Origin of the sequence: Streptomyces sp. NPDC002580, from assembly GCF_042889485.1 — a bacterium.
Classification (GTDB): domain Bacteria; phylum Actinomycetota; class Actinomycetes; order Streptomycetales; family Streptomycetaceae; genus Streptomyces.
The window spans coordinates 152,701-179,504 of the sequence record NZ_JBIAQZ010000013.1 but is presented as its reverse complement, the minus strand read 5'-3'; the positions used below and the strand labels follow the sequence as shown (position 1 = coordinate 179,504).

General features: G+C 70.8%; 14 protein-coding genes, 1 tRNA gene and 1 rRNA gene. 12 read left to right on the top strand and 4 right to left on the bottom strand.

What is annotated here, in order from left to right:
* The 3 genes from rrf to ACFYW7_RS33690 all read left to right on the top strand — a co-directional run.
* Positions 1-88, top strand: a 5S ribosomal RNA gene (rrf, locus tag ACFYW7_RS33700); the annotation flags it as partial.
* A gap of 113 nt (positions 89-201) precedes the next feature.
* On the top strand, positions 202-864 hold the full coding sequence (locus tag ACFYW7_RS33695; RefSeq protein WP_389509445.1) for a DegT/DnrJ/EryC1/StrS family aminotransferase: 663 nt from the start codon (positions 202-204) through the stop codon (positions 862-864).
* A gap of 99 nt (positions 865-963) precedes the next feature.
* A tRNA-Thr gene (locus ACFYW7_RS33690) sits at positions 964-1,036 on the top strand.
* A gap of 64 nt (positions 1,037-1,100) precedes the next feature.
* On the opposite strand, the gene ACFYW7_RS33685 is transcribed toward ACFYW7_RS33690, so the two are convergent.
* A complete protein-coding gene (locus tag ACFYW7_RS33685) occupies positions 1,101-3,851 on the bottom strand; it encodes a SpoIIE family protein phosphatase (RefSeq protein WP_389509425.1) in 2,751 nt (916 codons plus the stop codon).
* 388 nt (positions 3,852-4,239) lie between these two features.
* Here ACFYW7_RS33685 and ACFYW7_RS33680 point away from each other — a divergent pair, with 388 nt between their 5' ends.
* From ACFYW7_RS33680 to ACFYW7_RS33640, 9 genes are all read left to right on the top strand, one after another.
* Positions 4,240-9,735 carry a HAMP domain-containing protein gene (locus tag ACFYW7_RS33680; protein WP_389509422.1) on the top strand — a complete coding sequence of 1,832 codons (5,496 nt, stop codon included), beginning with the start codon at positions 4,240-4,242 and terminating at the stop codon, positions 9,733-9,735.
* A gap of 344 nt (positions 9,736-10,079) precedes the next feature.
* Positions 10,080-10,763 carry a two-component system response regulator gene (locus tag ACFYW7_RS33675; protein WP_389509420.1) on the top strand — a complete coding sequence of 228 codons (684 nt, stop codon included), beginning with the start codon at positions 10,080-10,082 and terminating at the stop codon, positions 10,761-10,763.
* Positions 10,764-10,933: 170 nt separating this feature from the next.
* Positions 10,934-13,672 (top strand): DNA translocase FtsK, encoded by a 2,739-nt coding sequence (locus ACFYW7_RS33670; protein ID WP_389509418.1) that lies wholly within the window; start codon positions 10,934-10,936, stop codon positions 13,670-13,672.
* 335 nt (positions 13,673-14,007) lie between these two features.
* Complete coding sequence (locus ACFYW7_RS33665; RefSeq protein ID WP_389509415.1) at positions 14,008-14,865, top strand: helix-turn-helix domain-containing protein; 858 nt, start codon at positions 14,008-14,010, stop codon at positions 14,863-14,865.
* A gap of 91 nt (positions 14,866-14,956) precedes the next feature.
* Complete coding sequence (rimO, locus tag ACFYW7_RS33660) at positions 14,957-16,438, top strand: 30S ribosomal protein S12 methylthiotransferase RimO (RefSeq protein ID WP_389509412.1); 1,482 nt, start codon at positions 14,957-14,959, stop codon at positions 16,436-16,438.
* The gene (gene pgsA / locus ACFYW7_RS33655) at positions 16,435-17,157 is read left to right on the top strand and encodes a CDP-diacylglycerol--glycerol-3-phosphate 3-phosphatidyltransferase (RefSeq protein WP_389509410.1); all 723 of its coding nucleotides are present in this window, start codon (positions 16,435-16,437) and stop codon (positions 17,155-17,157) included. Before rimO ends, pgsA begins: the two co-directional genes overlap by 4 nt.
* Positions 17,154-17,699 carry a CinA family protein gene (locus tag ACFYW7_RS33650; protein WP_389509408.1) on the top strand — a complete coding sequence of 182 codons (546 nt, stop codon included), beginning with the start codon at positions 17,154-17,156 and terminating at the stop codon, positions 17,697-17,699. Before pgsA ends, ACFYW7_RS33650 begins: the two co-directional genes overlap by 4 nt.
* A gap of 109 nt (positions 17,700-17,808) precedes the next feature.
* Entirely contained in the window at positions 17,809-18,186 is a 378-nt protein-coding gene (locus ACFYW7_RS33645) for a helix-turn-helix domain-containing protein (protein ID WP_037620346.1), read from the top strand.
* 385 nt (positions 18,187-18,571) lie between these two features.
* The gene (locus ACFYW7_RS33640; protein ID WP_389509406.1) at positions 18,572-19,042 is read left to right on the top strand and encodes a Dps family protein; all 471 of its coding nucleotides are present in this window, start codon (positions 18,572-18,574) and stop codon (positions 19,040-19,042) included.
* A gap of 645 nt (positions 19,043-19,687) precedes the next feature.
* Here ACFYW7_RS33640 and ACFYW7_RS33635 read toward each other — a convergent pair.
* The 3 genes from ACFYW7_RS33635 to ACFYW7_RS33625 all read right to left on the bottom strand — a co-directional run bounded on the left by ACFYW7_RS33635 (position 19,688) and on the right by ACFYW7_RS33625 (position 26,708).
* On the bottom strand, positions 19,688-20,449 hold the full coding sequence (locus tag ACFYW7_RS33635; RefSeq protein ID WP_389509404.1) for an SDR family NAD(P)-dependent oxidoreductase: 762 nt from the start codon (positions 20,447-20,449) through the stop codon (positions 19,688-19,690).
* A gap of 170 nt (positions 20,450-20,619) precedes the next feature.
* Positions 20,620-21,444, bottom strand: coding sequence for an Fpg/Nei family DNA glycosylase (locus ACFYW7_RS33630; protein ID WP_389509402.1), 825 nt, complete (start codon positions 21,442-21,444; stop codon positions 20,620-20,622).
* Positions 21,445-21,695: 251 nt separating this feature from the next.
* Positions 21,696-26,708 (bottom strand): ATP-dependent helicase, encoded by a 5,013-nt coding sequence (locus ACFYW7_RS33625; protein WP_389509400.1) that lies wholly within the window; start codon positions 26,706-26,708, stop codon positions 21,696-21,698.
* Positions 26,709-26,804 lie beyond the last annotated feature (96 nt).

Here is a 26,804-nt window from a genome sequence, read left to right as displayed (position 1 = left end):
CGGTTACATTCCGAACCCGGAAGCTAAGCCTCACAGCGCCGATGGTACTGCAGGGGGGACCCTGTGGGAGAGTAGGACGCCGCCGAACAAATTTTAGAGAGCTGGTCCCCGAACTTCGGTTCGGGGACCAGCTCTTTTTTGTTTTCCTTTACTTGCAGTTCACGTTGCGCGGCCAATATCCGCAGCATGGGTACTGCCGCAATGCTCAAGGCCGCGGGTGTGGGAGCCGGTGACGAGGTCATCGTCCCCGCCTTCGGGAACACGGAGGTCGCCGACGCCGTCACCCAGGCCGGCGCCACGGTCGTCTTCGCAGACATAGACCCCGTGACCTACTGCCTCGACCCTCACGCGATCGAGGCCGTCGTGACACCTCGCTCGGCCGTGGTCGTCGTCGTGCACCGCTTCGGGCGGAAGGCCGACATGGCGCGGCTCCGGGAACTCGGGCAGCGACACGGGCTGTTGCTGCTGGAGCAGGGTGAGTCCGAGGCGCCGTACGACGAGATCGCCCAGCGCCGGCAGCGGGCCGCCTATCTGGACGGACGGCTGAGCGGCGTACGGACACCGGTCAGCGGCGACGGGCACACCTATCAGCAGTACGTCGTGCGGGTGCCGGGCAACGGGCGGCCGGACCGCGACGCCTTCGCACGGGCCGTGCGGGCCAGGGGAGTCGAATGCCGGGTGCCGGTGAAGACGCCGGTGCACCGCATGCCCGGGTTCCGAAGGGACGTACACCTTCCCGAGACCGAGCGGGCCGCGGACGAGACGCTTTCGCTGCCCGTGGACGGGGCGTTGACGAAGCGGGACATGCAGCGGATCGTCTCCGCGTGCAACGCGCTCGGCGGATTGCTGGAGCCGGCCTTCTGATTCCGGCCGGATCGGTTGCGGGCCGGACTGGTTGGGAGCACGGTTCAGTTCGGGGTATGCTTCATTTCGTTGCCGCGAGGGAAACCTCGAAAGCGACAGGCCCCCCTAGCTCAGTCGGTAGAGCGTCTCCATGGTAAGGAGAAGGTCAACGGTTCGATTCCGTTGGGGGGCTCCGGCAGAAAAGGCCTCCGCCCTTGTGGGCGGGGGCCTTTCGCATGTCCGGGGCCGGTGGGGCCTCAGTCCGTCTGGAGGCCCGGTACCCGCATGGCGAGAATCGCCATGTCGTCGGACGGGGCGTCGGAGGCGAATCGTTCGACCGCGCGCATGATGCGCGCGGCGACGGCGCCGGCGGTCAGGCCCGTGCATGTGGTGAGGACGTCCGTGAGGCCGTCGTCGCCGAGCATGCGGGTGCCCTCGCGGCGCTCCGTGACGCCGTCCGTGACACAGAGCAGGACATCGCCCGGATCCAGCGTGACCGTCTGTTCGTACAGCTCCAGGTCCTCCATGACACCGAGGAGCGGCTGCGGTTCGGCGGCCGGTTCGACCGTGCCGTCCTGGCGCAGACGCAGCGGCAGCGGGTGGCCGGCACAGACGACCTTCAGGACGGCGCTGCCGTCCTCCTGGGGCCACAACTCGCCGTAGAGGAGCGTCAGGAAGCGGCTGCGGGCGCCCTCGTCGAGGATCGCGGAGTTGAGCCGCTCCAGGACCGCGGGGCCGCCGTAACCCTCGCGGGCCAGCAGTCGGAGCGCGTGCCGGGCCAGGCCGGTGACCGCCGCCGCCTCCGGGCCCGTACCGCAGACGTCGCCGATGGCGAAGCCGTACGCGCCGTCACGGATGGGGAAGAGGTCGTAGAAGTCGCCGCCGACTTCGTTGCCCTCGCCCGCGGCCCGGTAGATGACCTCGACCTCGACGCCCTCGATCTGGGGGAGTTCCGGGGGCAGGAGGCTGCGCTGGAGGGACTGGCTGATGGCCGTGCGCTCCGAGTACAGGCGGGCGTTGTCCAGGGCGAGGGCCGCTCTCCGGGAGAGGTCCTCGGCCAGCTCCAGGATCTCCTGGCGGAAGTGTTCGTCCGAGGGCTTGCCGAGGGTCAGCATGCCGATGACGCGGTTGCGGGCCACCAGGGGGAGGACGACGGTCTCGCCGCCGACCGCCGCGGCCGTCGCCAGCGTCGTCCCGATGCCGGAGGTCAGTGAGGTCCGCTCGCCGAGGCCCAGGCTGCGCATGGAGGTCCGCAGCGCCGCATCGTGGGCCGCCGTGGCCGGAGCCGACCAGACACGGGCGCCCGGGGTGGGCACCGGGTCCGGTGGAGAGATCTTGGAGAGCAACGCCTTGAGGCCGTCGATGCGTTCCTCGTCCTCGTGCAGGACGTACGAGAGGTACGGCTCGGAGGCCTGGTCGGCGATCGTGTAGACGGCGCACCAGGTGGCCAGGGTCGGCACCGTCATCTGGGCCATCAGGGCGAGCGTCTGGTCGCGGTCCAGCGTGCCGGCCAGCAGGTCGGAGGCCTCGACGAGGAAGGACAGCGAACCGCGGCGCAGGCGTTCCAGCTCGCCGAGGCGGGCCGATTCCACCGCCAGGGCGATGCGGTCGGCGGCGAACTGGAGGCGCAGGGCCTCCTCGTTCGAGTAGCGGCCGGGTGACTCCGCCGCGACGCCGAGGGAACCGGTGAGGCGGCCCTCGACCTTCAGCGGGACCGTGACGACCGAGCGCATGCCGGTGCCGCCGAGGAGCGGCACGGCGCCGGGGACGACCGTCAGGTCCTCGTGGACGGCGGGCATCCGGGCCGAGCCGTACCGTCCGGGGCCCGCCTCGACGGGGACGCGGGCGAAGCGCTGGCGCGCGGACGGGAGGCCGGTGGAGGCACGTACCTCCAGTTCCGTCTCGTCGTCGGTCGCGAGGAGAAGGAAGGCGGAGTCGCCGTCGAGCATGTCGCGGGCGCGTTCCACCGTGCGCTGGAGGAGGCCGTCGAGGTCGTCCGGGGCCGGTGAGCCGATGAAGACCTCGAACGGGTCCGTGGTCTGTCCCTCGGCGCCGGCGCCCGTGTCCGGGGCGGGGCCGCCGCGCAACGGGGTCTGCAGGACGGCGCGTTCGTGGTCGCGGACCAGGAGACAGACGGTGGAGGGCTCCCCGCTCGTGTCGCGGACCCGCAGGTGTGAGGCGTACACCGGGGTGACGCGGCCGTCGGCGCAGCGGATGCCGTAACTGCCCTCCCAGCGGGAGAGTTGGAGGGCCTCGACGATGCCGGTGCTGGTGCCGGGGGTGTGCGGCCAGGCCGCGAAGTCGGTGAGGGGCTTGCCGGTGACCTTCTCGGCGGCGTACCCGAAGAGCTCCTCGGCGTCTTCGTTCCAGGCGTTGATGGAGCCCGTCCGGTCGATCTGGACGACGGCCACGCGCACCCGGCCGTCGGCCAGGGGGAGGAGGTGGGCGGGGAGCGAGGGGCCGGCGGCGCGGGTGCCGACCGCGCGCTCGGGGAGGTGCAGCTGGAACCAGACCTGCTTGCGGGTGGGCGTGTACTCGACACCCCAGCGGCTGGCGAGGGCCGCGCACAGCTGGAGTCCGCGGCCGCCCTCGCGGTCGGGGCTGCCCATGTTGATGGCCGTGGCCTGGAGTGGGATCTCCCGTTCCGGGTAGTGATCCGCCACTTCGACGCGTACCCCGTCGTCGCTGCGCAGACACAGAACGTCGGCGGAGGTGCCCGCGTGCACGACGGCATTGGTGACCAGTTCACTGGTGAGGACGACGGCGTCGTCGACGATGTCGGCGAAGCCCCAGCCCTGGAGGGTGTCCCGGACGAACGAGCGGGCGGTCGCGACGGACCGTCCCACGGGCTCGAAACTGGCGGCCGCGCGCGCGGTGATCACAGAGCTCCTCGTCCGGCTGTCGGCGTGCCCGGTTCCGTCGCCGACCCGCTCCTGCGTGGGCAGAGAGTGGTTCCCCGTCGGCCGGGGATCCTGAGGCGCTTCCCCAGGATGCAGTCCGGTGGTCATGGTGCGGTGCCCTCCGATGCCTGCCCGCTCGTACTCGTGCCACCGCCCAGGCCGGACAGGACCGGCACGGCTGGACAGCCGCATGCAAGGTTACTTACCTTCGCCGTCCGTGCGGATGCCGGTCACCAGTGTTTCCGTCCTGAAGAGTCCGATGGTTCCGTTCGGACAGCTGGATGTGGTCGAGTCCGATCACGGCCGGTCATTCCGTCCCGATGGTGTGCGGACGATGTGCGAAGCTGCCGAACTGTTATGGCCTGGTTCGGCCGGGGTGAAACACTGGGCAGGTTCCAGGAGCGGGTCCGGGCAGGTCGAATGCCTCTCCTTCACACCGAACAGAAGTACCCGAGTACGCCGAGCAGTATTGGTCGACCCTTGCGGGAGGGACACAGTGGAGTCTGGCGCAGCGACGCGGGGCGGTAGGACGCGCGCGAAAGGCGGACAGTCCCTGAACAGCGGGCGCTCACCGCGCAACGGCACCACCGAGGTGGACACGGCGGCCCTGAACCGGTTGCTGGCGGCCCTGGTGTCGATGCGGGACGGGAACTTCCGCAAGAGGCTCACCGTTTCCGGTGACGGTGTGATGTCCGAGATCGCGGCGGTCTTCAACGACGTCGCCGACCGGAATCTGCACCTGACCGGTGAGCTGTCGCGGGTACGGCGGGTGGTGGGCCGCGAGGGAAAGCTCACGGAGCGGCTGGAGACGGGCACCTGCGAGGGGTCCTGGGCGGCCGCGATCGACGCCTCGAACGCGCTGGTCGAAGACCTGGTCCGGCCGGTGTCCGAGGTCGGCCGGGTGCTGACCGCCGTGGCGGAGGGCGATCTGTCGCCGCGCATGGACCTGCGCGCGCAGGCGGCGGACGGCAACGGGCATCCGCTGCGGGGTGAGTTCCTGAAGGTCGGGCGGACCGTCAACAATCTGGTCGACCAGCTGTCGACGTTCACCGACGAGGTCACGCGGGTGGCCAGCGAGGTGGGTACCGAGGGCAAGCTGGGCGGGCAGGCCCGGGTGCGCGGTATGTCCGGTTCGTGGAAGGACCTGACGGACTCGGTCAACACGATGGCGTACCGGCTCACCGCCCAGGTGCGTGACATCGCTCTCGTGACGACGGCCGTGGCGAAGGGTGATCTGTCGCGGAAGGTCACGGTCCACGTGGCCGGCGAGATGCTGGAGCTGAAGAACACCGTCAACACGATGGTGGACCAGCTGTCCTCGTTCTCCTCCGAGGTGACGCGAGTCGCCCGGGAGGTGGGTACCGAGGGCGAGCTGGGCGGTCAGGCGCAGGTACCGGGTGTGGCCGGGGTGTGGAAGGACCTCACCGATTCGGTGAACCTCATGGCCGGCAACCTGACGGCCCAGGTCCGCGGGATCGCTCAGGTGACGACGGCGGTCGCGAGCGGTGACCTGTCGCAGAAGGTGACCGTCTCCGCGCGCGGGGAGGTCGCGCAGCTCGCCGAGACGATCAACCAGATGACCGAGACGCTGCGGACGTTCGCCGACGAGGTCACCCGTGTCGCGAACGAGGTCGGTGGCGAGGGCCGGCTCGGTGGTCAGGCGAACGTGCCGGGCGCCGCGGGTACGTGGAAGGACCTCACGGACTCGGTCAACACGGTCTTCCGGAACCTGACGACCCAGGTGCGCGACATCGCCGCCGTGACGACGGCCGTGGCCAACGGTGATCTGTCGCAGAAGGTCAGCGTCGAGGTCGCGGGCGAGATGCTGGAGCTGAAGAACACCGTCAACACGATGGTGGACCAGCTGTCGTCGTTCGGTGTCGAGGTCACGCGCGTGGCGCGCGAGGTCGGCGTCGAGGGCGAACTGGGCGGCCAGGCCCAGGTTCCGGGAGTGGCCGGTACCTGGAAGGACCTGACGGACTCCGTCAACACGGCGTTCCAGAACCTGACCGGCCAGGTGCGCAACATCGCCCAGGTGACCACGGCGGTCGCCAACGGTGATCTGTCGCAGAAGGTCACCGTCGAGGTCGCCGGCGAGATGCTGGAGCTGAAGGTCACCGTCAACACGATGGTGGACCAGCTGTCGAGCTTCGCCGACCAGGTGACCCGGATGGCCCGCGACGTGGGCACGGAGGGCCGGCTCGGCGGCCAGGCCCGGGTGGACGGCGTGTCCGGTACCTGGAAGGAACTCACGGACTCCGTCAACTTCATGGCGGGGAACCTGACTTCCCAGGTGCGGCAGATCGCGCAGGTGACGACGGCGGTGGCGCGGGGTGACCTGTCGCAGAAGATCGACGTGGACGCGCGCGGCGAGATCCTGGAGCTGAAGAACACCATCAACACGATGGTCGACCAGCTCTCCGCGTTCGCCGACCAGGTGACCCGGGTGGCCCGGGACGTGGGTACGGAGGGCCGGCTCGGCGGTCAGGCGCAGGTGCCCGGCGTCGCCGGTGTGTGGCGGGACCTGACCGACTCGGTGAACGGCATGGCCGGGAACCTCACCGCGCAGGTGCGCAACATCGCGCAGGTCGCGACCGCGGTGGCGCGGGGCGACCTGTCGCAGAAGATCGACGTGGACGCGCGCGGCGAGATCCTGGAGCTGAAGAACACCCTCAACACGATGGTGGACCAGCTCTCGAACTTCGCCGAGCAGGTGACGCGGGTGGCCCGCGAGGTGGGCACCGAGGGCATCCTCGGCGGGCAGGCCGAGGTGCAGGGTGTCTCGGGCACCTGGAAGGACCTCACCCAGTCGGTGAACTTCATGGCCAACAACCTGACCATCCAGGTGCGCAACATCGCCGAGGTCACGACCGCGGTGGCCATGGGAGACCTGTCCAAGAAGATCACCGTCGACGCCAAGGGCGAGATCCTCGAACTGGTCACCACCGTCAACACGATGGTCGACCAGCTGTCGTCGTTCGCCGAGCAGGTGACCCGGGTGGCCCGCGAGGTGGGCACCGAGGGCCAGTTGGGCGGTCAGGCGCGGGTTCCCGGGGTCACGGGCATCTGGAAGGACCTGAGCGACAACGTCAACCTGATGGCCTACAACCTGACCATGCAGGTGCGGAACATCTCGCAGGTGGCCGCGGCCGTCGCCAACGGTGACCTGACCCGGACGGTGACGATCGAGGCGCGCGGCGAGGTCGCCCAGCTCGCCGACACCTTCAACACGATGGTGAAGACGCTGAGTTCGTTCGCCGAGCAGGTCACCAAGGTGGCCCGCGAGGTGGGTACGGACGGCATCCTCGGCGGGCAGGCGCACGTCCCGGGGGTCGCCGGGACGTGGAAGGACCTCACCGAGTCGGTGAACGGGATGGCGTCGAACCTGACCGGTCAGGTGCGCAACATCGCGATGGTCACCACGGCCATCGCGAAGGGCGACCTGACCAAGAAGATCGACATCGACGCGCGCGGCGAGATCCTGGAGCTCAAGACCACCATCAACACGATGGTCGATCAGCTGTCGTCCTTCGCCGAGGAGGTCACCCGGGTAGCCCGGGAAGTGGGCACCGAGGGGCAGCTGGGCGGCCAGGCTCGCGTCCGTGACGTCGACGGCACCTGGCGCGACCTCACCGAGTCGGTGAACGAGATGGCCGGGAACCTGACCCGGCAGGTGCGTGCCATCGCGCGCGTGGCGACCGCGGTGACCCGGGGCGACCTGAACCTGAAGATCGACGTGGACGCGTCCGGCGAGATCCAGGAACTCCAGGACTACATCAACAAGATGATCGCCAACCTGCGTGACACCACGATCGCCAACAAGGAGCAGGACTGGCTGAAGGGCAACCTCGCCCGGATCTCCGCCCTGATGCAGGGCCGCCGTGATCTCGACGACGTGGCCTCGCTGATCATGAGCGAGCTGACGCCGGTCGTCTCGGCCCAGCACGGCGCGTTCTTCCTCTCCATGCCGCTGGTCGAGGGCAAGGACGCGGGCACCGAGGACGAGGAGGCGTACGTCCTGCGCATGCTCGGGTCGTACGGCTATTCGATGGGCTCCATGCCGACGTCGTTCCGCCCCGGTGAGGCGCTGATCGGGACGGCGGCCCAGGAGAAGCGCACGATCCTCGTGGAGAACGCGCCGAGCGGCTACCTGAAGATCTCCTCCGGGCTGGGCGAGGCGCCCCCGGCGCAGGTCATCGTGCTTCCGGTGCTCTTCGAGGGGACCGTGCTCGGAGTCATCGAGCTGGCGTCGTTCACGCCGTTCACGCAGATCCAGAAGGACTTCCTGAACCAGATCGCCGAGATGATCGCGACGAGCGTCAACACGATCTCCGTGAACACCAAGACGGAGGTGCTGCTCCGGCAGTCGCAGGAGCTCACCGAGCAACTGCGGGAACGTTCTGCCGAGTTGGAGAACCGGCAGAAGGCGCTCCAGGACTCGAACGCGGAACTGGAGGAGAAGGCCGAGCTGCTGGCCCAGCAGAACCGCGACATCGAGGTCAAGAACACCGAGATCGAGGAGGCCCGGCAGGTCCTGGAGGAGCGTGCCGAACAGCTCGCGGTCTCCATGCGCTACAAGAGCGAGTTCCTGGCGAACATGTCGCACGAGCTGCGGACGCCGCTCAACTCCCTGCTGATCCTGGCCAAGCTGCTCGCCGACAACGCGGACACGAACCTCACGCCGAAGCAGGTCGAGTTCGCCGAGACGATCCACGGCGCGGGCTCCGACCTGCTCCAGCTGATCAACGACATCCTCGACCTGTCGAAGGTCGAGGCGGGCAAGATGGACGTGTCGCCGACCCGTATCGCGCTCGTCCAGCTCGTCGACTACGTGGAGGCGACGTTCCGCCCGCTGACCGCGGAGAAGGGGCTCGACTTCTCCGTTCGGGTCTCGCCGGAACTGCCCGCCACGCTGCACACCGACGAACAGCGCCTTCTCCAGGTGCTGCGCAACCTGCTGTCCAACGCGGTGAAGTTCACCGACTCCGGAGCGGTCGAGCTGGTGATCCGGCCGGCCGGTTCGGAGGTGCCGGTGGCCATTCGTGAGCAGCTTCTGGAGTCGGGGTCGCTGCGCGACGCGGACGCCGATCTGATCGCGTTCTCCGTGACGGACACCGGCATCGGGATCGCCGCCAGCAAGATGCGGGTGATCTTCGAGGCGTTCAAGCAGGCGGACGGCACGACGAGCCGCAAGTACGGCGGCACGGGTCTGGGGCTCTCCATCTCGCGGGAGATCGCGCGGCTGCTGGGCGGCGAGATCCACGCGCAGAGCGAGCCGGGGCGCGGCTCCACGTTCACCCTGTACCTCCCGCTGCACCCGAGCGAGCTGCCGCCGCAGAACTACGGGCAGCTCGCGCCGGCGCTGGAGGCGGGCGAGCTGCTGGCCTCCGAGGCGGAGTTGGGCGCTCTGGGCATGCCGGCCGAGGTGAAGTCGTACCAGGAGACCCAGAACGGGCCCGCCGCGCTGTTCAGGAGGCGCCGCAGGGCGCTGCCCGCGGTCGAGCAGGGTGCGGCCGCCCAGGGGCAGTCGGACGGCGCCGCGGGCGCGGTCCAGGAGCCGTGGGAGGCCGCGGGGCGGCCGGACGCGGGTGCGCAGCAGCGCCAGGGCATCCGGTTCGAGGGCGAGAAGGTGCTGATCGTCGACGACGACATCCGCAACGTCTTCGCGCTGACCAGCGTCCTCGAACAGCACGGGCTCTCGGTGCTGTACGCGGAGAACGGCCGCGAGGGCATCGAGGTCCTGGAGCAGCACGACGATGTGACGGTCGTTCTGATGGACATCATGATGCCCGAGATGGACGGCTACGCCACGACCACGGCGATCCGGCGGATGCCTCAGTTCGCGGGGCTGCCGATCATCGCGCTCACGGCGAAGGCGATGAAGGGCGACCGGGAGAAGGCGATCGAGTCGGGTGCCTCCGACTACGTGACCAAGCCGGTCGATCCCGATCACCTGCTGTCGGTCATGGCGCAGTGGATGCGTGAGAGGTGACACACTCGAGGACGGTGGCGCGGTCCGGCGTGTGGTGCCGGAGAACGGGACACCGGGCGGCCCCGCGGTTCCGGCCTCCGGCGCCGGGTGACCGGCCGGATAACTGACCGTGCCCGGGGCCGTGTAGAAGCGCGGGATACGGGGAACCTTCTGGTCTCCCGCCGCGTTTCTGCTACGTGCACAGTGACATCGCGGTGACAGGGTGTGGCGACAGGCGGGGTGCAGCTACCATGACCGGCACAAGGACGGGCGGCGCAAGGGAGTCGTCCCCTGGGGCGGCGCCCGGTGCCTCCCCAAGTCCTGCGGACAGGGGAGGCCCCATGCCGGGGCGAGGAGGACGGGCCATGGTGCAGAAGGCCAAGATCCTCCTGGTCGATGACCGGCCGGAGAATCTGCTGGCGCTGGAGGCGATTCTCTCGGCGCTCGATCAGACACTGGTGCGGGCATCGTCCGGGGAGGAAGCGCTCAAGGCGTTGCTCACGGACGACTTCGCGGTCATTCTGCTGGATGTCCAGATGCCGGGCATGGACGGTTTCGAGACGGCCGCGCACATCAAGCGGCGGGAGCGGACCCGGGACATCCCGATCATCTTCCTCACCGCCATCAACCACGGCCCGCACCACACCTTCCGGGGATACGCGGCCGGCGCGGTGGACTACATCTCCAAGCCCTTCGACCCGTGGGTGCTGCGCGCGAAGGTCTCCGTCTTCGTCGAGCTCTACATGAAGAACTGCCAACTCCGTGAACAGGCGGCCCTGCTGAGGCTCCAGCTGGAGGGCGGCGGCAAGGTGGCGATCGGCGAGGCCAAGGAGCCCGCCGGACTCCTCGCCGAGCTCTCGGCACGCCTGGCGGCGGTCGAGGAACAGGCCGAGGCGCTGTCCAAGCAGCTCGACGACGACTCCGCGGACGCGGCGGCGGTGGCGACCGCGGCCCACCTGGAGCGCAAACTCACCGGACTGCGCAGGGCGCTGGACGCGCTGGAGCCGGGCACGGGGAGCGGCGCGCCCTCGCTGCCGTCGCAGAGCTGACGCTTCGCGAAAGCCTCCGCGCCGGGGAACGGCGTGAGGATGCGTCAGTTCCGGTCCCCGGCAAGGGTGACACGAACGGGTGAAGTCGAAGTCGCCCCTGTTCGAGCGAAGTAGAGAACTTGGGGAAGCCACACGTGTCCCCTGTCGTCTCCACCGGTAACCTCACACACATGGCCTCACGTCAGTCCGCAGCCAAGAAGCCGCCCGCGAAGAAGGCGGCCGCTCCGACGAAGGCTCCGGCGAAGAAGGCCCCCGTGAAAAAGGCGGTCGCCAAGAAGGCGCCCGCCAAGAGGGCCGCGGCGAAGAAGCCCGCTCCCGCGCCGGCGCCCAACCCCACCGCCGGTGTGTACAGACTCGTACGCGCCCTGTGGCTCGCCGTGGCGCACGCGGTCGGCGCCACCTTCCGTGGCATAGGGCGGGGCGCGAAGGGGCTCGACCCGGCGCACCGCAAGGACGGACTCGCACTCCTGCTGCTCGGTCTCGGACTGATCGTCGCGGCGGGCACCTGGTCCAATCTGCGCGGTCCCGTCGGGGACCTCGTGGAGATGCTGGTCACCGGCGCGTTCGGCCGCCTCGACCTGCTCGTCCCGATACTCCTCGCCGTGATCGCCGCCCGGCTCATCCGGCATCCCGAGCAGCCCGACGCGAACGGCCGCATCGTGATCGGCCTGTCCGCGCTCGTGATCGGTGTGCTCGGGCAGGTGCACATCGCGTGCGGGGCCCCCGCTCGCAGTGACGGCATGCAGGCGATAAGGGATGCCGGCGGACTCATCGGCTGGAGCGCGGCGACCCCGCTGACGTACACGATGGGCGAGGTCCTCGCGGTCCCCCTCCTCGTACTGCTCACGATCTTCGGGCTGCTGGTCGTCACGGCGACCCCGGTCAACGCGATTCCGCAGCGGCTGCGGCTGCTCGGCCAGAAGCTCGGCATCGTCCAGGCCGATTTCGACGAGGACGCGTTCGCGGCGGAGGAGGAGCGCTACGACGAGCAGTGGCGCGACGGGCTTCCGGCGCGCTCCCGGGGGCGCGCGAGCGCCCCCGGGGACCACGGCCCGGACAGCGCCGAGCAGGAGGCGCTCACCAGGCGCCGGAGCCGCCCCCGGCGGCCCGGTGCGCGGCAGCCGGACCTGAACCGGCCGATGGACGCCGTGGACGTCGCCGCGGCCGCCGCGGCGGCGCTGGACGGTGCCGTGCTGCACGGGATGCCGCCCTCGCCGCTGGTCGCCGACCTGACGCACGGCGTCGGCGTGGAGCGTGACGGGTACGAGGAGACGACGCCGGTTCCGGCGGCCCGCGCCAAGGTCGTACCGGGCGCCAAGCGGCCGAAGCAGGAGGCCCTGGCGGTCGAGCCGCTCGTTCCCGACCTCACCAAGGCGGCGCCCGACGCCCCGCGCGAGCTGCCCCCGCGCGCGGAACAGCTCCAGCTCTCCGGGGACATCACCTACTCGCTCCCCTCGCTCGATCTCCTGGAGCGCGGTGGCCCCGGCAAGACGCGCAGCGCGGCCAACGACGCGGTGGTCGCCTCCCTCCAGAACGTGTTCATGGAGTTCAAGGTCGACGCCGCCGTCACCGGCTTCACGCGCGGACCGACGGTCACGCGGTACGAGGTCGAGCTCGGCCCCGCCGTGAAGGTCGAGCGGATCACGGCGCTCACCAAGAACATCGCGTACGCCGTCGCCAGCCCGGACGTGCGGATCATCAGCCCGATCCCCGGCAAGTCCGCGGTCGGCATCGAGATCCCCAACACCGACCGCGAGATGGTCAACCTCGGCGACGTGCTGCGCCTCGCGGACGCGGCGGAGGACGACCACCCGATGCTGGTCGCGCTCGGCAAGGACGTCGAGGGCGGCTATGTGATGGCCAACCTCGCGAAGATGCCGCACGTCCTGGTCGCGGGGGCCACCGGGTCCGGCAAGTCGTCGTGCATCAACTGTCTGATCACCTCGGTCATGGTCCGGGCCACCCCCGAGGACGTGCGGATGGTCCTCGTCGACCCCAAGCGGGTCGAGCTGACCGCCTACGAAGGCATCCCGCACCTGATCACGCCGATCATCACCAACCCGAAGCGGGCCGCCGAGGCGCTGCAGTGGGTCGTCCGGGAGATGGACCTGCGCTACGACGACCTCGCGGCGTTCGGGTTCCGGCACATCGACGACTTCAACGACGCCATCAGGAAGGGCAAGGTGAAGCTGCCCGAGGGCAGTGAGCGCGAGCTGAGCCCGTACCCGTACCTCCTGGTGATCGTCGACGAGCTGGCCGACCTGATGATGGTCGCGCCGCGCGACGTCGAGGACGCGATCGTGCGCATCACCCAGCTCGCGCGCGCCGCCGGCATCCATCTGGTCCTCGCCACGCAGCGGCCGTCCGTCGACGTCGTCACCGGTCTGATCAAGGCGAACGTGCCCTCCCGGCTCGCCTTCGCCACCTCGTCCCTCGCGGACTCGCGCGTCATCCTCGACCAGCCCGGCGCCGAGAAGCTCATCGGCAAGGGCGACGGGCTCTTCCTGCCGATGGGGGCCAACAAGCCCACCCGTATGCAGGGAGCCTTCGTCACCGAGGCCGAGGTCGCGGCGATCGTGCAGCACTGCAAGGATCAGATGGCGCCGGTCTTCCGGGACGACGTCACCGTGGGCGCCAAGCAGAAGAAGGAGATCGACGAGGACATCGGCGACGACCTCGATCTGCTGTGCGCGGCCGCCGAACTGGTCGTCACCTCGCAGTTCGGGTCCACCTCGATGCTCCAGCGCAAACTGCGCGTCGGCTTCGCGAAGGCGGGCCGGCTCATGGACCTCATGGAGTCGCGGGGGATCGTCGGGCCCAGTGAGGGCTCCAAGGCCCGTGACGTCCTCGTGAAGGCCGATGAGCTGGACGGGGTGTTGGCCGTGATTCGCGGGGAAGCAGAAGCGTAGAACCTTCGGCGGAACAGGGACGGACAGGCCGGCGGGACGTGGTGGGCACGTGGCGGGTCGCCCGGGGAGTGGGCGGCTCGCCCGGCAGATGGCGGAACGTCATGTTCCGACCCTGGCCGAGATGGGAACGTGACTCACCCGTAAGGAGTCGGTGGGCAACCGTTTCGCTTCGTCGTACGTCAAGTTGAGCGAAGGGACGGCGCGATGCCTCACTATCAGGATGACCAGCCATTCTGATGGCGTACAAAGTCCCACCGCCCAGTTGCCCCACCCTTTCGTACCCCCCCTAGACTGAACTTCCAGCACAGGTGGCTACACGCTCGAAAGGCGCCCCCGTGTCCATCGTCAACTCACCTGACGGCAACTCACCCGAAGACGAGCGTCCGTTCGAAGACGACCGTACGGCCGAGCGGCCCTCGATCGGACGTGCCCTTCAGCAGGCACGCATCGAGGCCGGTCTGACCGTCGACGACGTCAGTAACGCCACCCGCGTCCGTATCGCCATCATCCATGCCATCGAACAGGGCGATTTCGCTCCCTGCGGTGGCGACGTCTACGCGCGCGGGCACATCCGGACCCTGGCCCGCGCCGTGCAGACCGATCCCGTCCCGCTGCTCGCGCAGTACGACGCCGAGCACGGCGGACGTCCCGCGCCGACGCCCGCCGCCCCGCTCTTCGAGGCGGAACGCATCCGTCCCGAGCGGCGGGGACCGAACTGGACCGCCGCCATGGTCGCCGCGATCGTCGCGGTGGTCGGGTTCGTCGGGATCACCGTGGTCAAGGGCGGCGACGGTGACGACGACGCCAAGACCCAGGTCGCCGAGGGATCCACGCCGACCGCCAAGAAGTCCGCCACGCCCCTCTCGAAGCCCTCCAAGCCCGCCGACCCCAAGCCGGAGCCGTCCGACAGCGCCATCGCGGCCGCTCCGCAGGACAAGGTGACCGTCCGGGTCAGCGCCCCGGACGGACGCAGCTGGATCTCCGCCAAGGATCACAACGGGCGGATGCTCTTCGACGGACTGCTCGAGCAGGGCAAGTCGAAGACCTTCCAGGACAGCTCCAAGATCAACCTCATCCTGGGGGACGCCGGAGCCATCGAGCTGTACGTCAACGGCAAGAAGATCGACGACGACTTCCAGCCGGGCGCGGTCGAGCGTCTGACCTACACGAAGGGCGACCCGCAGGTCGGATAGGGGTCCGAAAGAACAGGCGCGGACGGGGTTGGCCAAGATCGGCCAACCCCGTCGACGTGGGCCGTCCGTGAGACAAAGTAGTCTTGAGCCCATGCCTGAACGCCGTACCGTCGCACTTGTCACCCTTGGCTGCGCTCGTAACGAGGTGGACTCGGAGGAGCTCGCAGGCCGTTTGGAGGCGGACGGCTGGCAACTCGTGGATGACGCCGAGGAAGCGGATGTCGCCGTCGTCAACACCTGTGGCTTTGTCGAAGCCGCCAAGAAGGACTCCGTCGACGCCCTCCTCGAAGCCAATGACCTCAAGGGTCACGGCAGAACCCAGGCCGTCGTGGCCGTGGGCTGCATGGCTGAGCGGTACGGCAAGGAACTCGCCGAAGCGCTCCCCGAGGCCGACGGAGTGCTCGGCTTCGACGACTACGCCGACATCTCCGACCGCCTCCAGACCATCCTGAACGGCGGCATCCACGCCTCCCACACCCCGCGCGACCGGCGCAAACTGCTGCCGATCAGCCCCGCCGAGCGGCAGAGTGCCGGCGAGGACGTGGCCCTTCCCGGCCACGGCGCCCCCACGGACCTTCCCGACGGGGTCGCCCCGGTCTCCGGGCCCCGCGCACCCCTGCGCCGCCGCCTGGACGGATCCCCCGTCGCCTCGGTGAAGCTGGCCTCCGGCTGCGACCGCCGCTGCTCCTTCTGCGCCATCCCCTCCTTCCGCGGCTCGTTCATCTCGCGCCGGCCCAGCGACGTCCTGAACGAGGCCCGCTGGCTCGCCGAGCAGGGCGTCAAGGAAGTGATGCTCGTCTCGGAGAACAACACCTCGTACGGCAAGGACCTGGGTGACATCCGTCTCCTGGAGACGATGCTGCCGGAGCTGGCCGAGATCGACGGCATCGAGCGCGTCCGGGTCAGCTACCTGCAGCCCGCCGAGATGCGTCCCGGACTCATCGACGTCCTGACGTCGACCCCGAACGTCGCGCCCTACTTCGACCTGTCCTTCCAGCACTCCGCGCCCGACGTGCTGCGCTCGATGCGCCGTTTCGGCGACACCGACCGCTTCCTGGAACTGCTCGACACCATCCGCTCCAAGGCCCCGCAGGCCGGTGTGCGGTCCAACTTCATCGTGGGCTTCCCGGGCGAGAGCGAGGCCGACCTCGCGGAGCTGGAGCGCTTCCTCACCGGAGCCCGCCTCGACGCGATCGGTGTCTTCGGATACTCCGACGAGGACGGCACCGAAGCGGCGACCTACGAGAACAAGCTGGACGAGGACGTCGTCGCCGAGCGCCTCGCGCGGGTGTCCCGGCTCGCCGAGGAACTGGTCGCCCAGCGCGCCGAGGAGCGGGTGGGCGAGATCGTGCAGGTGCTGGTGGAGTCCCTCGACGACGAGGACGGCGCGTACGGCCGCGCCGCGCACCAGGCGCCGGAGACGGACGGACAGGTGCTGTTCACGAGCGGCGAGGGTCTGACCGTCGGCCGTATCGTCGAGGCCAAGGTGGTCGGTACGGAAGGTGTCGACCTGGTGGCCGAGCCGCTTGTCGGCTCGCTCACGCTCGCGGGTACTGAGGAGGCGGCCAGATGACCGGAGCCCCGGCATCCGCGGCGGGCGGCTCCCCCGGCGCCAAAGGCGCGACGGGCGCCCCCGGCGCATCCGGTGCTCCGGGGGGCGGTAAGCCGGCGCGGGGCGGGAAGCTGGGCGCCGCGGCCGTCGACCAGGCCAGCCTCTGGAACATCGCCAACATCCTGACCATGATCCGGCTCGTCCTCGTGCCGGGCTTCGTGGCCCTGATGCTGGCCGACGGCGGGTACGACCCCGCCATGCGCGCCTGGGCCTGGGCGGCCTTCGCCGTCGCCATGATCACCGACATCTTCGACGGCCACCTGGCGCGCGCGTACAACCTCGTCACGGACTTCGGGAAGATCGCCGACCCCATCGCCGACAAGGCGATCATGGGCGCCGCGCTGGTCTGTCTGTCCGCGCTCGACGATCTTCCCTGGTGGGTCACCTTCGTGATCCTCGGGCGCGAGCTCGGTGTCACCCTGCTGCGCTTCGTCGTGATCCGCTACGGAGTCATCCCGGCGAGCCGCGGCGGCAAGCTGAAGACGCTGGCCCAGGGCACCGCCGTCGGCATGTACATCCTGCCGCTGACGGGGGCGCTGGCCTCCCTGCGCTTCTGGGTGATGGGTGTGGCGCTCGTCCTGACCGTCGTCACCGGACTCGACTATGTGAGACAGGCCATTGTGCTGCGCCGGCGCGGAATCGCCGAGCGGCGGGCGGCCGCCGCGGAGGCCGAGCGGTGAGTTCCGCGGCCACTGAAGTGGTGCGACTACTCACGGTGAGGGGCGAGACGCTTGCCGTCGCCGAGTCGCTCACCGGTGGTCTGGTGGCGGCGGAGATCACGGCCGTGCCGGGTGCCTCGAAGGCGTTCCGGGGTTCCGTGACCGCGTACGCCACCGAACTGAAGCACGAACTTCTGGGCGTCGACGTCACTCTTCTGGCCGAGCGCGGCGCGGTCGATGCCCAGGTCGCGGCACAGATGGCGACCGGAGTGCGCGAGGCGCTCGGCGCGGACTGGGGAGTCGCGACCACCGGTGTCGCCGGCCCCGACCCTCAGGACGGGCAGCCGGTGGGCACGGTCTACGTGGCCGTCGACGGGCCTTCGGGTGCCACGTCCGCCATCATTGGTGGCGGGAAAGTGGCGCCGCTGCGGTTGAACGGCAGCCGGGCGGAAATCCGTATGGAGAGTGTACGCAGCGTACTCGCGCTGCTCCTGGAGGAGCTCGCGGGCGAACAGACCGGGAACGAGCGGGCACAGGATACGGAACAGAACGGGGGGTTTTGATGTTTGCAGCCCTGAGTGAACACGACATCGCTCCCCGCACGGCCGCGGCGCGAGGCGGTACGGTGGGGCGAGAAGGATGCGGCTACGCGGTCCGAGGAGGGAGCCACCGATGATTCTGCTCCGTCGCCTGCTGGGTGACGTGCTGCGTCGGCAGCGCCAGCGCCAGGGCCGTACTCTGCGCGAAGTCTCCTCGTCCGCCCGAGTTTCACTCGGCTATCTCTCCGAGGTGGAGCGGGGGCAGAAGGAGGCATCCTCCGAGCTGCTTTCCGCTATCTGCGACGCGTTGGACGTACGGATGTCCGAGCTCATGCGGGAAGTGAGCGACGAGCTCGCCCTCGCCGAGCTGGCACAGTCGGCTGCGGCCACGGAACCGGTGCCCGCACCGGTGCGTCGCCCGATGCTCAACTCCGTTTCGGTGACCGGTGTGCCACCGGAGCGGGTCACGATCAAGGCGCCTGCCGAAGCGGTGGACGTCGTCGCCGCCTGACGCCCCACAGCTCGCGTTCCATGAGCTGAGCACGCGTACATCGAGAGCCCCGGCCGGGGCTTCCCCAGGGAGACCTGGAGGAGCCGGGCCGGGGCTCTCGCGTCGCCCGGAGCCCACCGGGCCGGCCGGGGACGGCCACTGCCCCTCATGGATCCATTTGCCGGTATTCGGTGCGGCCTTCATGGTGGAGGTGCGGCGAGGCCGATCGGCCGTCACCGTCCGACGTCCGAGCGGCGTCGTGATCGTCATCGGCGGTGTCGACGGCGATGTCCTCGCCGACTGCCCGATGCCATCGTCGAGGACGTCGCGGATGACTCCGCCGGCCTTCGGCACCGGTGCGGTCGTGAGCCGGGGTGCCGGGGGCGTCGTGGACCGGAGGATGTGCATGTACGTCGTGAAGAGCTCGCTGTCCGACGCGGACCTGAAGACCGTCGCCGAGGCGCTGCAGGGCGCACTGGCCGACCTGGTGGACCTCTCCCTCGTGGCGAAGCAGGTCCACTGGAACGTGGTGGGACCCCGCTTCCGATCCGTCCACCTTCAGCTCGACGAGGTGGTGGACACCGCGCGACTGCACTCCGACACCGTGGCGGAGCGCGCTTCGACCCTGGGCGTTCCGCCGGACGGGCGGGCCGCGACGGTGGCGACGAGCAGCGGCATCGGAGCGACGCCCGAGGGCTGGATCAAGGACACCGACGCCGTGCGGACACTCGTGGAGGCGCTGAGCGCGGTGATCACGCGGATGCGGCAGCGGGTGGCCGCCACGGGCGACCCGGATCCGGTGAGCCAGGACATCTTCATCGGGATCACGGCCGACCTCGAGAAGCACCACTGGATGTTCCAGGCGGAGAACGGGTGACGCCCCGGGAACCGTTCCGCCCCGGCCGGTTCCGGCTCCGAGTCCCGTCGGTGTGCCCTGCTCGCGCGTGAGATCCCGCGGCCGGGCGCCGTGTCGCAGGAGGGTGCCGTGGCAGGGCGAATAGTGCGCGGATCGGCCGCTCTCGTGCTGGGCGCCCTGTGGTGGGGCAGCGTGCTCCGTCTCGCCCTGGCGCCCGATGCCGGGGTGCTCGAAGGGGCGGTCGCGGCGAGCGGGTGGGGGCTCAGCCTGCTGCCGGTCCACTGCGCCCCGAAGTCCCGGGCGGTGGGCGCCATGGGGTCGGATCGATGGTTGGACCACTGGCGGGAGGCCTGGCGTCGACGGGGGAGCGGGAGAGGGAGGCGGAGAGGGATCAGGAGTGGGGGCGGGAGCGGGAGCGGTGAGGGCGGTGGGGGGCGTGCGTCGGGGGCCGGCTAGAGGGGTGGTGGATGGTGTGGGCGGGGGCGGGGGCGGGGGCGGGGGCGGGGGCGAGGGTGGGGGAGCTGGGTGCCTGGGCGGGTGCGCGAGGGGAAGTGGGCTGGCGGTTCGGTGAGGGGCCGTGCGGGCGGGGGCGGTGGCTTCGTGGGTGAAGTGGGTTGTGCGGGGGCGGGGCCGCAGGGGTGTGCGGGTGTCGGGGGACGGGCCGGGTCACCAGGGCATGGCCACGCCGCCGTTGGGCCGCAGGATCTGGCCCGTGGTGAACGCCGAGGCGTCGGACGCCAGGTGCAGTACGGCGTGGGCGACGTCTTCGGGTTCACCGACGCGGCCAAGCGGTGACAGGCGTGCCATGAACGCCTCCGTGTGCGCCTGCTTCTCGCCGTGACGGTCGGTCATGGGAGTGCGGATCCAGCCGGGCGCCACGGCGTTGACGCGAATGCCGTGCGGGCCGACCTCGGTCGCCAGCGTCTTCGTCAGTTGTACGACGGCCGCCTTGGCCACGCTGTAGCAGAACAGGCCCGGGCCGCCCGTGTCGATCGCACCCGAGGCCATGGTGATGACGCTGCCCCGGACGCCGTTCTCGATCATGGAACGGGAGGCCTCCTGGCAGGCGTACAGCACGCCCTTGAAGTTGACGCCCAGCACCCGGTCGAGATCCTCGTCCAGGGTTTCCAGGACCGGGCCGCTGTGCATGATGCCGGCGATCGCGGCCATGACGTCGAGGCGGCCGCAGGAGGCGACGGCCTGCCGGACCTGGGCTCGGTCGGCGACATCGAGCGGGTGGCCGTGAGCGGTGCCGCCCCGCTCCTTGATCAGCGTCGTCGTCTCGTGCAGGCCCTTCTCGTCGATGTCCGCGCAGTGCAGAGCGGCCCCCGCCTCCGCGAGCAGGAGCGCGGACGCGCGGCCGATGCCGCCCGCCGCGCCGGTGACGAATGCGGTGCGTCCGGTGAGGTCGTACGCGGGGAGGCCCATGACAGGACGGTACGAGTGTTTCTGACGGGCCGTCAATTAGTTGTGCGGACTTGACGGATGATCGCGGGGGCTGGGGGCTGGGGGCTGGGGGCGCGGCGCGGCGCCCGGCGCTGTGCGCGTTTCTGGCCGTGCCGTCGGCCCGGTGCCGAGGCTGCGTGCCCGGTGGGGCCCTACGCCGTGGCGGCGTGTTCACCGGTCGGCCTCGGGGTGGGTCCGCTCTGGCACCGGGGGCACCAATAGGTGGGGCGCTCCCGGGAACCGTCGCCCTGGTTCGCCGTCCGGACCGGGGTGCCGCAGCGCGGACAGGGGCGGGCGGCACGGCCGTAGACGAAGAGGTTCGGGGCGCGGCGCCCGGTGGTGATGCGGGCCGGACGGTCGCGGTTGAACTCCAGCAGCTTCTTGGCGATGACCGGCAACTGGGAGGCGCGGTCGACGGGCAGCGCGCCGACGGGCAGCCATGGGGTGACGCCGAGCAGGAAGCACAGCTCGCTCTTGTAGACGTTGCCGATGCCGGCGAGATTCCGCTGGTCGAGGAGGGCTTCACCGAGCGGGCGCTCGGGATCGCGAAGGAGGTTCTCCAGCGCCTTGCCCGGGTCCCAGTCCGGACCCAGGAGATCCGGGCCGAGGTGACCGACCGCGCGGGCCTCGTCGGTCGTGCGGAGCAGTTCCAGCACGGGCAGGCGGTAGCCGACCGCCGTGCGGTCGTCCGTGCCGAGAACGGCCCGGATCTGGTGCGCGGGTCCTCCGCCCCAGCGCTGCCCGGCTTCGTACACCTTCCACGAACCGTCCATCCTCAGGTGCGAATGGAGGGTCAGGCCGCCCTCGATCCGGGTGAGGAGGTGCTTGCCCCGCGGGGTGACGTCCAGGACACGGCGGCCGGTGAGGTCGGCCGTCGCGTACCGAGGCACCCGCAGGTCGGAAAGGACCAGCACGTTGCCCGCGAGCGCTGTGTGCAGCCGCTTCGCGGCCTGCCAGACGGTGTCTCCTTCGGGCATGACTCCAGGGTGGCACGGGTGGGTGGTGCTTCGGACGGGTGTTTCGGGGGCGCGGGGCGGGGTTGAACGCTCAGGGCCGGGGGCTTGGGGCTGGTTCGAGGCCGGCCGGTTGTGGGGGCGGGGCGTAGGGCCCATCGTCGGGTGCCGGGTGCCGGGTGCCGGGTGCCGGGTGCCGGGTGTCGGACGACAGGGCGAGTGACGGGCGATAGGTGGCGACTGTCGACGAGTGGGTGACTGGCCGGGTCGGTGGGTCAGGCGCGAAGGCGTAGTCCGCGGGGTGTGGCGATGAAGCCCGCGCCTTCCAGGAGCGTGCCCAGGGGAGAGGTGAGGGCCGAGGCGCCGTTGACGCGTTCGACGGTGACCGTGCCCAGCGAACCCGCGCGGGCGGCCGCGGCGAGGGCCTCCGCCGCCGCGCCCAGGCGGGGGTCCTCCGTGGCCGATCCCTCCGGGTCCGTGGGCCAGGCCAGCAGGGTCTTGCCGCCGCGTTCCATGTAGAGGGCCAGCTCACCGTCGACCAGGACGACCAGGGAACCCGCCTTGCGGCCCGGCTTGTGGCCCGCTTCGGTGGGGGGTTCGGGCCAGGAGAGGGCCGCGCCGTAGGCGTTCGCCGGGTCGGCGGCGGCCAGGACGACGGCCGGGGAGCCCGTGCGCGTACGGGTGCCCGGGAAACCCGGTCTGCCGGGGTGGTCGGAGCCGTTCCTCGGGTACCGGGGGCCGCTGTGGCCCGAGGACGCGTCCGGGAAATCGGGGGCGCCCAAAGGCGCGCCGAGATCCGGGAACCCGGGGACGTCGACCGGGCCGAACGACGGTGGACGGCTGGGGGCGTCCGCCGGGTCGTGGCCGTCGGTGAAGTCCCAGGGGCCGTCGGCGCCGTCGTCGTGAGAGAAGGAACCGTGGGCGGTGCGGGGACCGGAGGGGTACCCGGTGCCATGGTCGTCGCCGCTTCGCGGGTCGTGGTCGTCGGGGAAACCATGGGCGCCGGGAGAGTTGTCGGTGAAGGCCGGGACGGGCACGGTATCGCCCCGGTCGCGCGCGGTCGCCGTCGCGCGCAGGCGGTCCACCGCGCCGTCCATCGCGAACTGGGCGGCGCCGAGACCCTCGACCACATAGCCGCGGCGCGCCTGGCCGCTGTCCTCGAAGGCCGACAGGATGCGGTACACAGCGGAGAAGCCGCCCTCGACGCCCTCGGCGGCGACAGCGCCCCGGGTCACCACGCCGTGCCGGTCGAGCAGGGTGCGGGCCAGGGCGTGGGCGCGCACGGTGGGGTCGGGTTCCCGCTCGGGCAGCAGTGACCAGCGGCCCGCCACGGTGGGAGGGCCCGTATGCGACCGGGGTCGCGCGCCTCCGGTGAGTGAGCCGTAGCGTCCGCGCGGGACGGAGCGTTTGGCTCGGTGGGCGGTGGCCCCCGCGGTGCGGCCCGAACCGAGCAGGGAGCGCATCGGCGCGAGCGTGTCGTTCGTGAGGCGCCCGGACCAGGCCAGGTCCCAGATCGTGTCGGCGAGCTGCGGATCGGTGGCGTCGGGGTGCGTGGTGGCGCGCACCTGGTCGGCGATCTGGCGGAAGAAGAGGCCGTAGCCCCCGGAGAGCGTGTCGAGGACCGACTGGTGGAGCGCGGTCGGCTCCAGCGGGTGCGCGGCCGGAAGGAGCAGGGGGGCCGCGTCCGCCAGATACAACGAGACCCAGCCGTCCTTGCCCGGCAGCGAACCCGCACCGGCCCAGATCACCTCACCGGCGGCCGTGAGTTCGTCGAGCAGCGCGGGCGTGTACCCCGCGACGCGGGAGGGCAGGACGAGTTTCTCCAACGCGGACGCTGGCACGGACGCGCCCTGCAACTGCTCGACGGCGCGCACCAGTCCGTCGATGCCGCGCAGTCCGTGGCCGCCGCCCACGTGCTGCCACTGCGGCAGGAACTGGGCGAGCGCGGCCGGGGGGACCGGTTCGAGCTCGTGACGCAGTGCCGCGAGCGAACGGCGGCGCAGGCGGCGCAGGACCGTCGCGTCGCACCACTCCTGACCGATTCCCGCCGGGTGGAACTCGCCCTGGACCACCCGGCCGCTCGCGGCGAGCCGGTGCAGCGCGCCGTCGGTGACGGCCGTACCCAGACCGAAACGCGCGGCGGCCGTCGTCGAGGTGAACGGTCCATGGGTGCGCGCGTACCGCGCGAGGAGATCGCCGAGCGGATCCTTGACCGGTTCGGTGAAGGCCTCGGGGACACCGACGGGCAGCGCTGTGCCGAGCGCGTCGCGCAGTCGGCCGGCGTCCTCGATGGCCGCCCAGTGATCCGCTCCGGCGATCCGGACCCGGATGGCGCGGCGGGCCGCCGTCAGATCCTGGGCCCACCCCGCCTCCGCACCCCGCTCGGCCAACTCGGCGTCGGTGAGCGGCCCCAGCAGACGCAGCAGGTCGGCGACACCCTCCACGTCCTTGATCCGCCGGTCCTCGGTGAGCCACTGGAGTTCGCGCTCCAGCTCGGTTAGGACGTCGGCGTCGAGGAGTTCGCGCAGTTCGGCCTGGCCCAGCAGCTCGGCCAGCAGCCGTGAGTCCAGCGACAGCGCGGCGGCCCGCCGCTCGGCGAGGGGCGAGTCGCCCTCGTACAGGAACTGGGCGACGTATCCGAAGAGCAGGGACCGGGCGAAGGGAGAGGGCTCGGGGGTCGTGACCTCGACGAGCCGGACCTTGCGGGACTCGATGTCGCCCATCAGTTCCGTCAGGCCCGGGACGTCGAAGACGTCCTGGAGGCATTCGCGGACCGCTTCCAGGACGATCGGGAACGAACCGAATTCACTCGCCACCTGGAGGAGTTGAGCGGCGCGCTGCCGCTGCTGCCACAGCGGGGTGCGCTTGCCGGGGTTGCGGCGCGGGAGGAGCAGGGCGCGGGCGGCGCACTCACGGAAGCGGGCGGCGAAGAGGGCCGAGCCGCCCACCTGGTCCGTGACGATCTGATGGACCTCGCCCTTGTCGAAGGCGACGTCCGCCGCGCCGACCGGGGCCTTCTCCGCGTCCCATTCCGTGCCCGCCTTCGTGGGCGCCCGGTCGAGCAGGTCCAGGCTCATCAGGTCGGCGTCGGGCAGCCGCAGCACGATTCCGTCGTCGGCGTGCATGACCTGGGCGTCCATGCCGTACCGCTCGGAGAGCTTGGCGCCCAGGGCGAGGGCCCAGGGGGCGTGGACCTGGGCGCCGAAGGGGGAGTGCACGACGACACGCCAGTCGCCCAGCTCGTCGCGGAAGCGTTCGACGACGATCGTGCGGTCGTCCGGGATGTGGCCGCACGCCTCGCGCTGCTCGGTCAGGTACGCGATCACGTTGTCGGCGGCCCAGGCGTCGAGGCCCGCCGCGAGCAGGCGGAGACGGGCGTCGTCCTGGGGGAGCGAGCCGACTTCGCGGAGGAACGCGCCCACCGCGCGCCCCAGTTCGAGCGGACGCCCGAGCTGGTCGCCCTTCCAGAAGGGCAGCCTGCCGGGGACCCCGGGCGCCGGGGAGACGAGGACCCGGTCCCGGGTGATGTCCTCGATGCGCCAGGAACTCGTGCCGAGCGTGAAGACGTCACCCACCCGGGACTCGTAGACCATCTCCTCGTCGAGCTCGCCTACCCGGCCGCCGCCCTTCTTGGGATCGGCCCCCGCCAGGAAGACGCCGAACAGCCCGCGGTCGGGGATCGTGCCCCCGGAGGTGACGGCGAGACGCTGGACACCGGGGCGGCCGGTGACCGTGCCCGCGACGCGGTCCCACACCACGCGGGGCCTCAGCTCGGCGAACGCGTCGGACGGATAGCGGCCCGCGAGCATGTCGAGCACGGCGGTGAACGCCGATTCCGGGAGCGAGGCGAAGGGGGCGGCCCGGCGGACCGTGGTGAGCAGGTCGTCGACGTGCCAGGTGTCGAGCGCCGTCATGGCGACGAGCTGCTGGGCCAGCACGTCGAGCGGATTGGCGGGGACCCGCAGGGACTCGATGGAGCCCGTGCGCATCCGCTCGGTGACCACGGCCGCCTGGACCAGGTCGCCCCGGTACTTCGGGAAGACGACCCCCGTGGAGACCGCGCCGACCTGGTGGCCCGCGCGTCCCACGCGCTGGAGGCCCGACGCCACCGAGGGCGGTGACTCGACCTGGATGACGAGGTCGACCGCGCCCATGTCGATGCCCAGTTCGAGGCTGGAGGTGGCGACCACCGCGGGGAGGCGGCCGGCCTTCAGGTCCTCCTCCACCTGGGCCCGCTGCTCCTTGGACACCGAACCGTGGTGGGCGCGGGCGATGACGGGCGGAGCCCCCTGAGTCGCGCCTGAGCCGCCCATCAGCTGCGCCGGGGAGTGCGCCTCGTCGAGGGGCGCGCCGGTCGCCCGCTCGTACGCGATCTCGTTGAGCCGGTTGCACAGGCGCTCGGCCAGGCGGCGGGAGTTGGCGAACACGATCGTCGAGCGGTGGGACTGGACGAGGTCGGCGATCCGCTCCTCGACGTGGGGCCAGATGGAGGGCTTCTCCGCGCCGTCGTTCCCGTCCGCGGCGGGAGACCCGCCCAGCTCGCCCAGATCCTCCACGGGGACGACCACGGAGAGGTCGAACTCCTTGCCGGACGGTGGCTGGACGATCTCCACCTTGCGCTGGGGCGAGAGATAGCGCGCGACCTCGTCCACGGGACGCACCGTCGCGGAGAGACCGATACGCCGGGCGGGCTTCGGCAGCAGTCCGTCGAGGCGCTCCAGGGTGAGCGCGAGATGGGCGCCGCGCTTGGTGCCCGCGACCGCGTGCACCTCGTCCAGGATCACCGTCTCGATGCCCGTCAGCGCGTCGCGCGTGGCCGAGGTCAGCATCAGGAACAGCGACTCGGGGGTCGTGATCAGGATGTCCGGCGGGCGGGTCGCCAGCGCCCTGCGCTCGGCGGGCGGGGTGTCGCCGGAGCGGATGCCCACCTTGACCTCCGGCTCCGGCAGCCCGAGCCGCACGGACTCCTGCCGGATGCCGGTCAAGGGGCTGCGCAGATTCCGCTCCACGTCGACCGCGAGCGCCTTGAGCGGAGACACGTACAGGACCCGGCAGCGCTTCCTGGGATCCGACGGCGGTGGTGTCGAGGCCAGCTGGTCGAGCGCGGCGAGGAACGCTGCCAGGGTCTTGCCGGAGCCGGTGGGGGCGACGACCAGCACGTCCGATCCCGCGCCGATGGCCGCCCATGCCCCGGCCTGCGCCGCGGTGGGCGCGTGAAAGGCCCCCGTGAACCAGCCACGGGTCGCGGGGGAGAAGCCGTCGAGGGCCCGGTGCGTGGAGCTGACCATGCGTCCATCCTGCACCCGGCCACTGACAATCGCCCTGACCTGCGAGGACGCCGCGACCGGGCGGAACGCGGGTGGGGCCGCGGCGGTGGGCCCCGG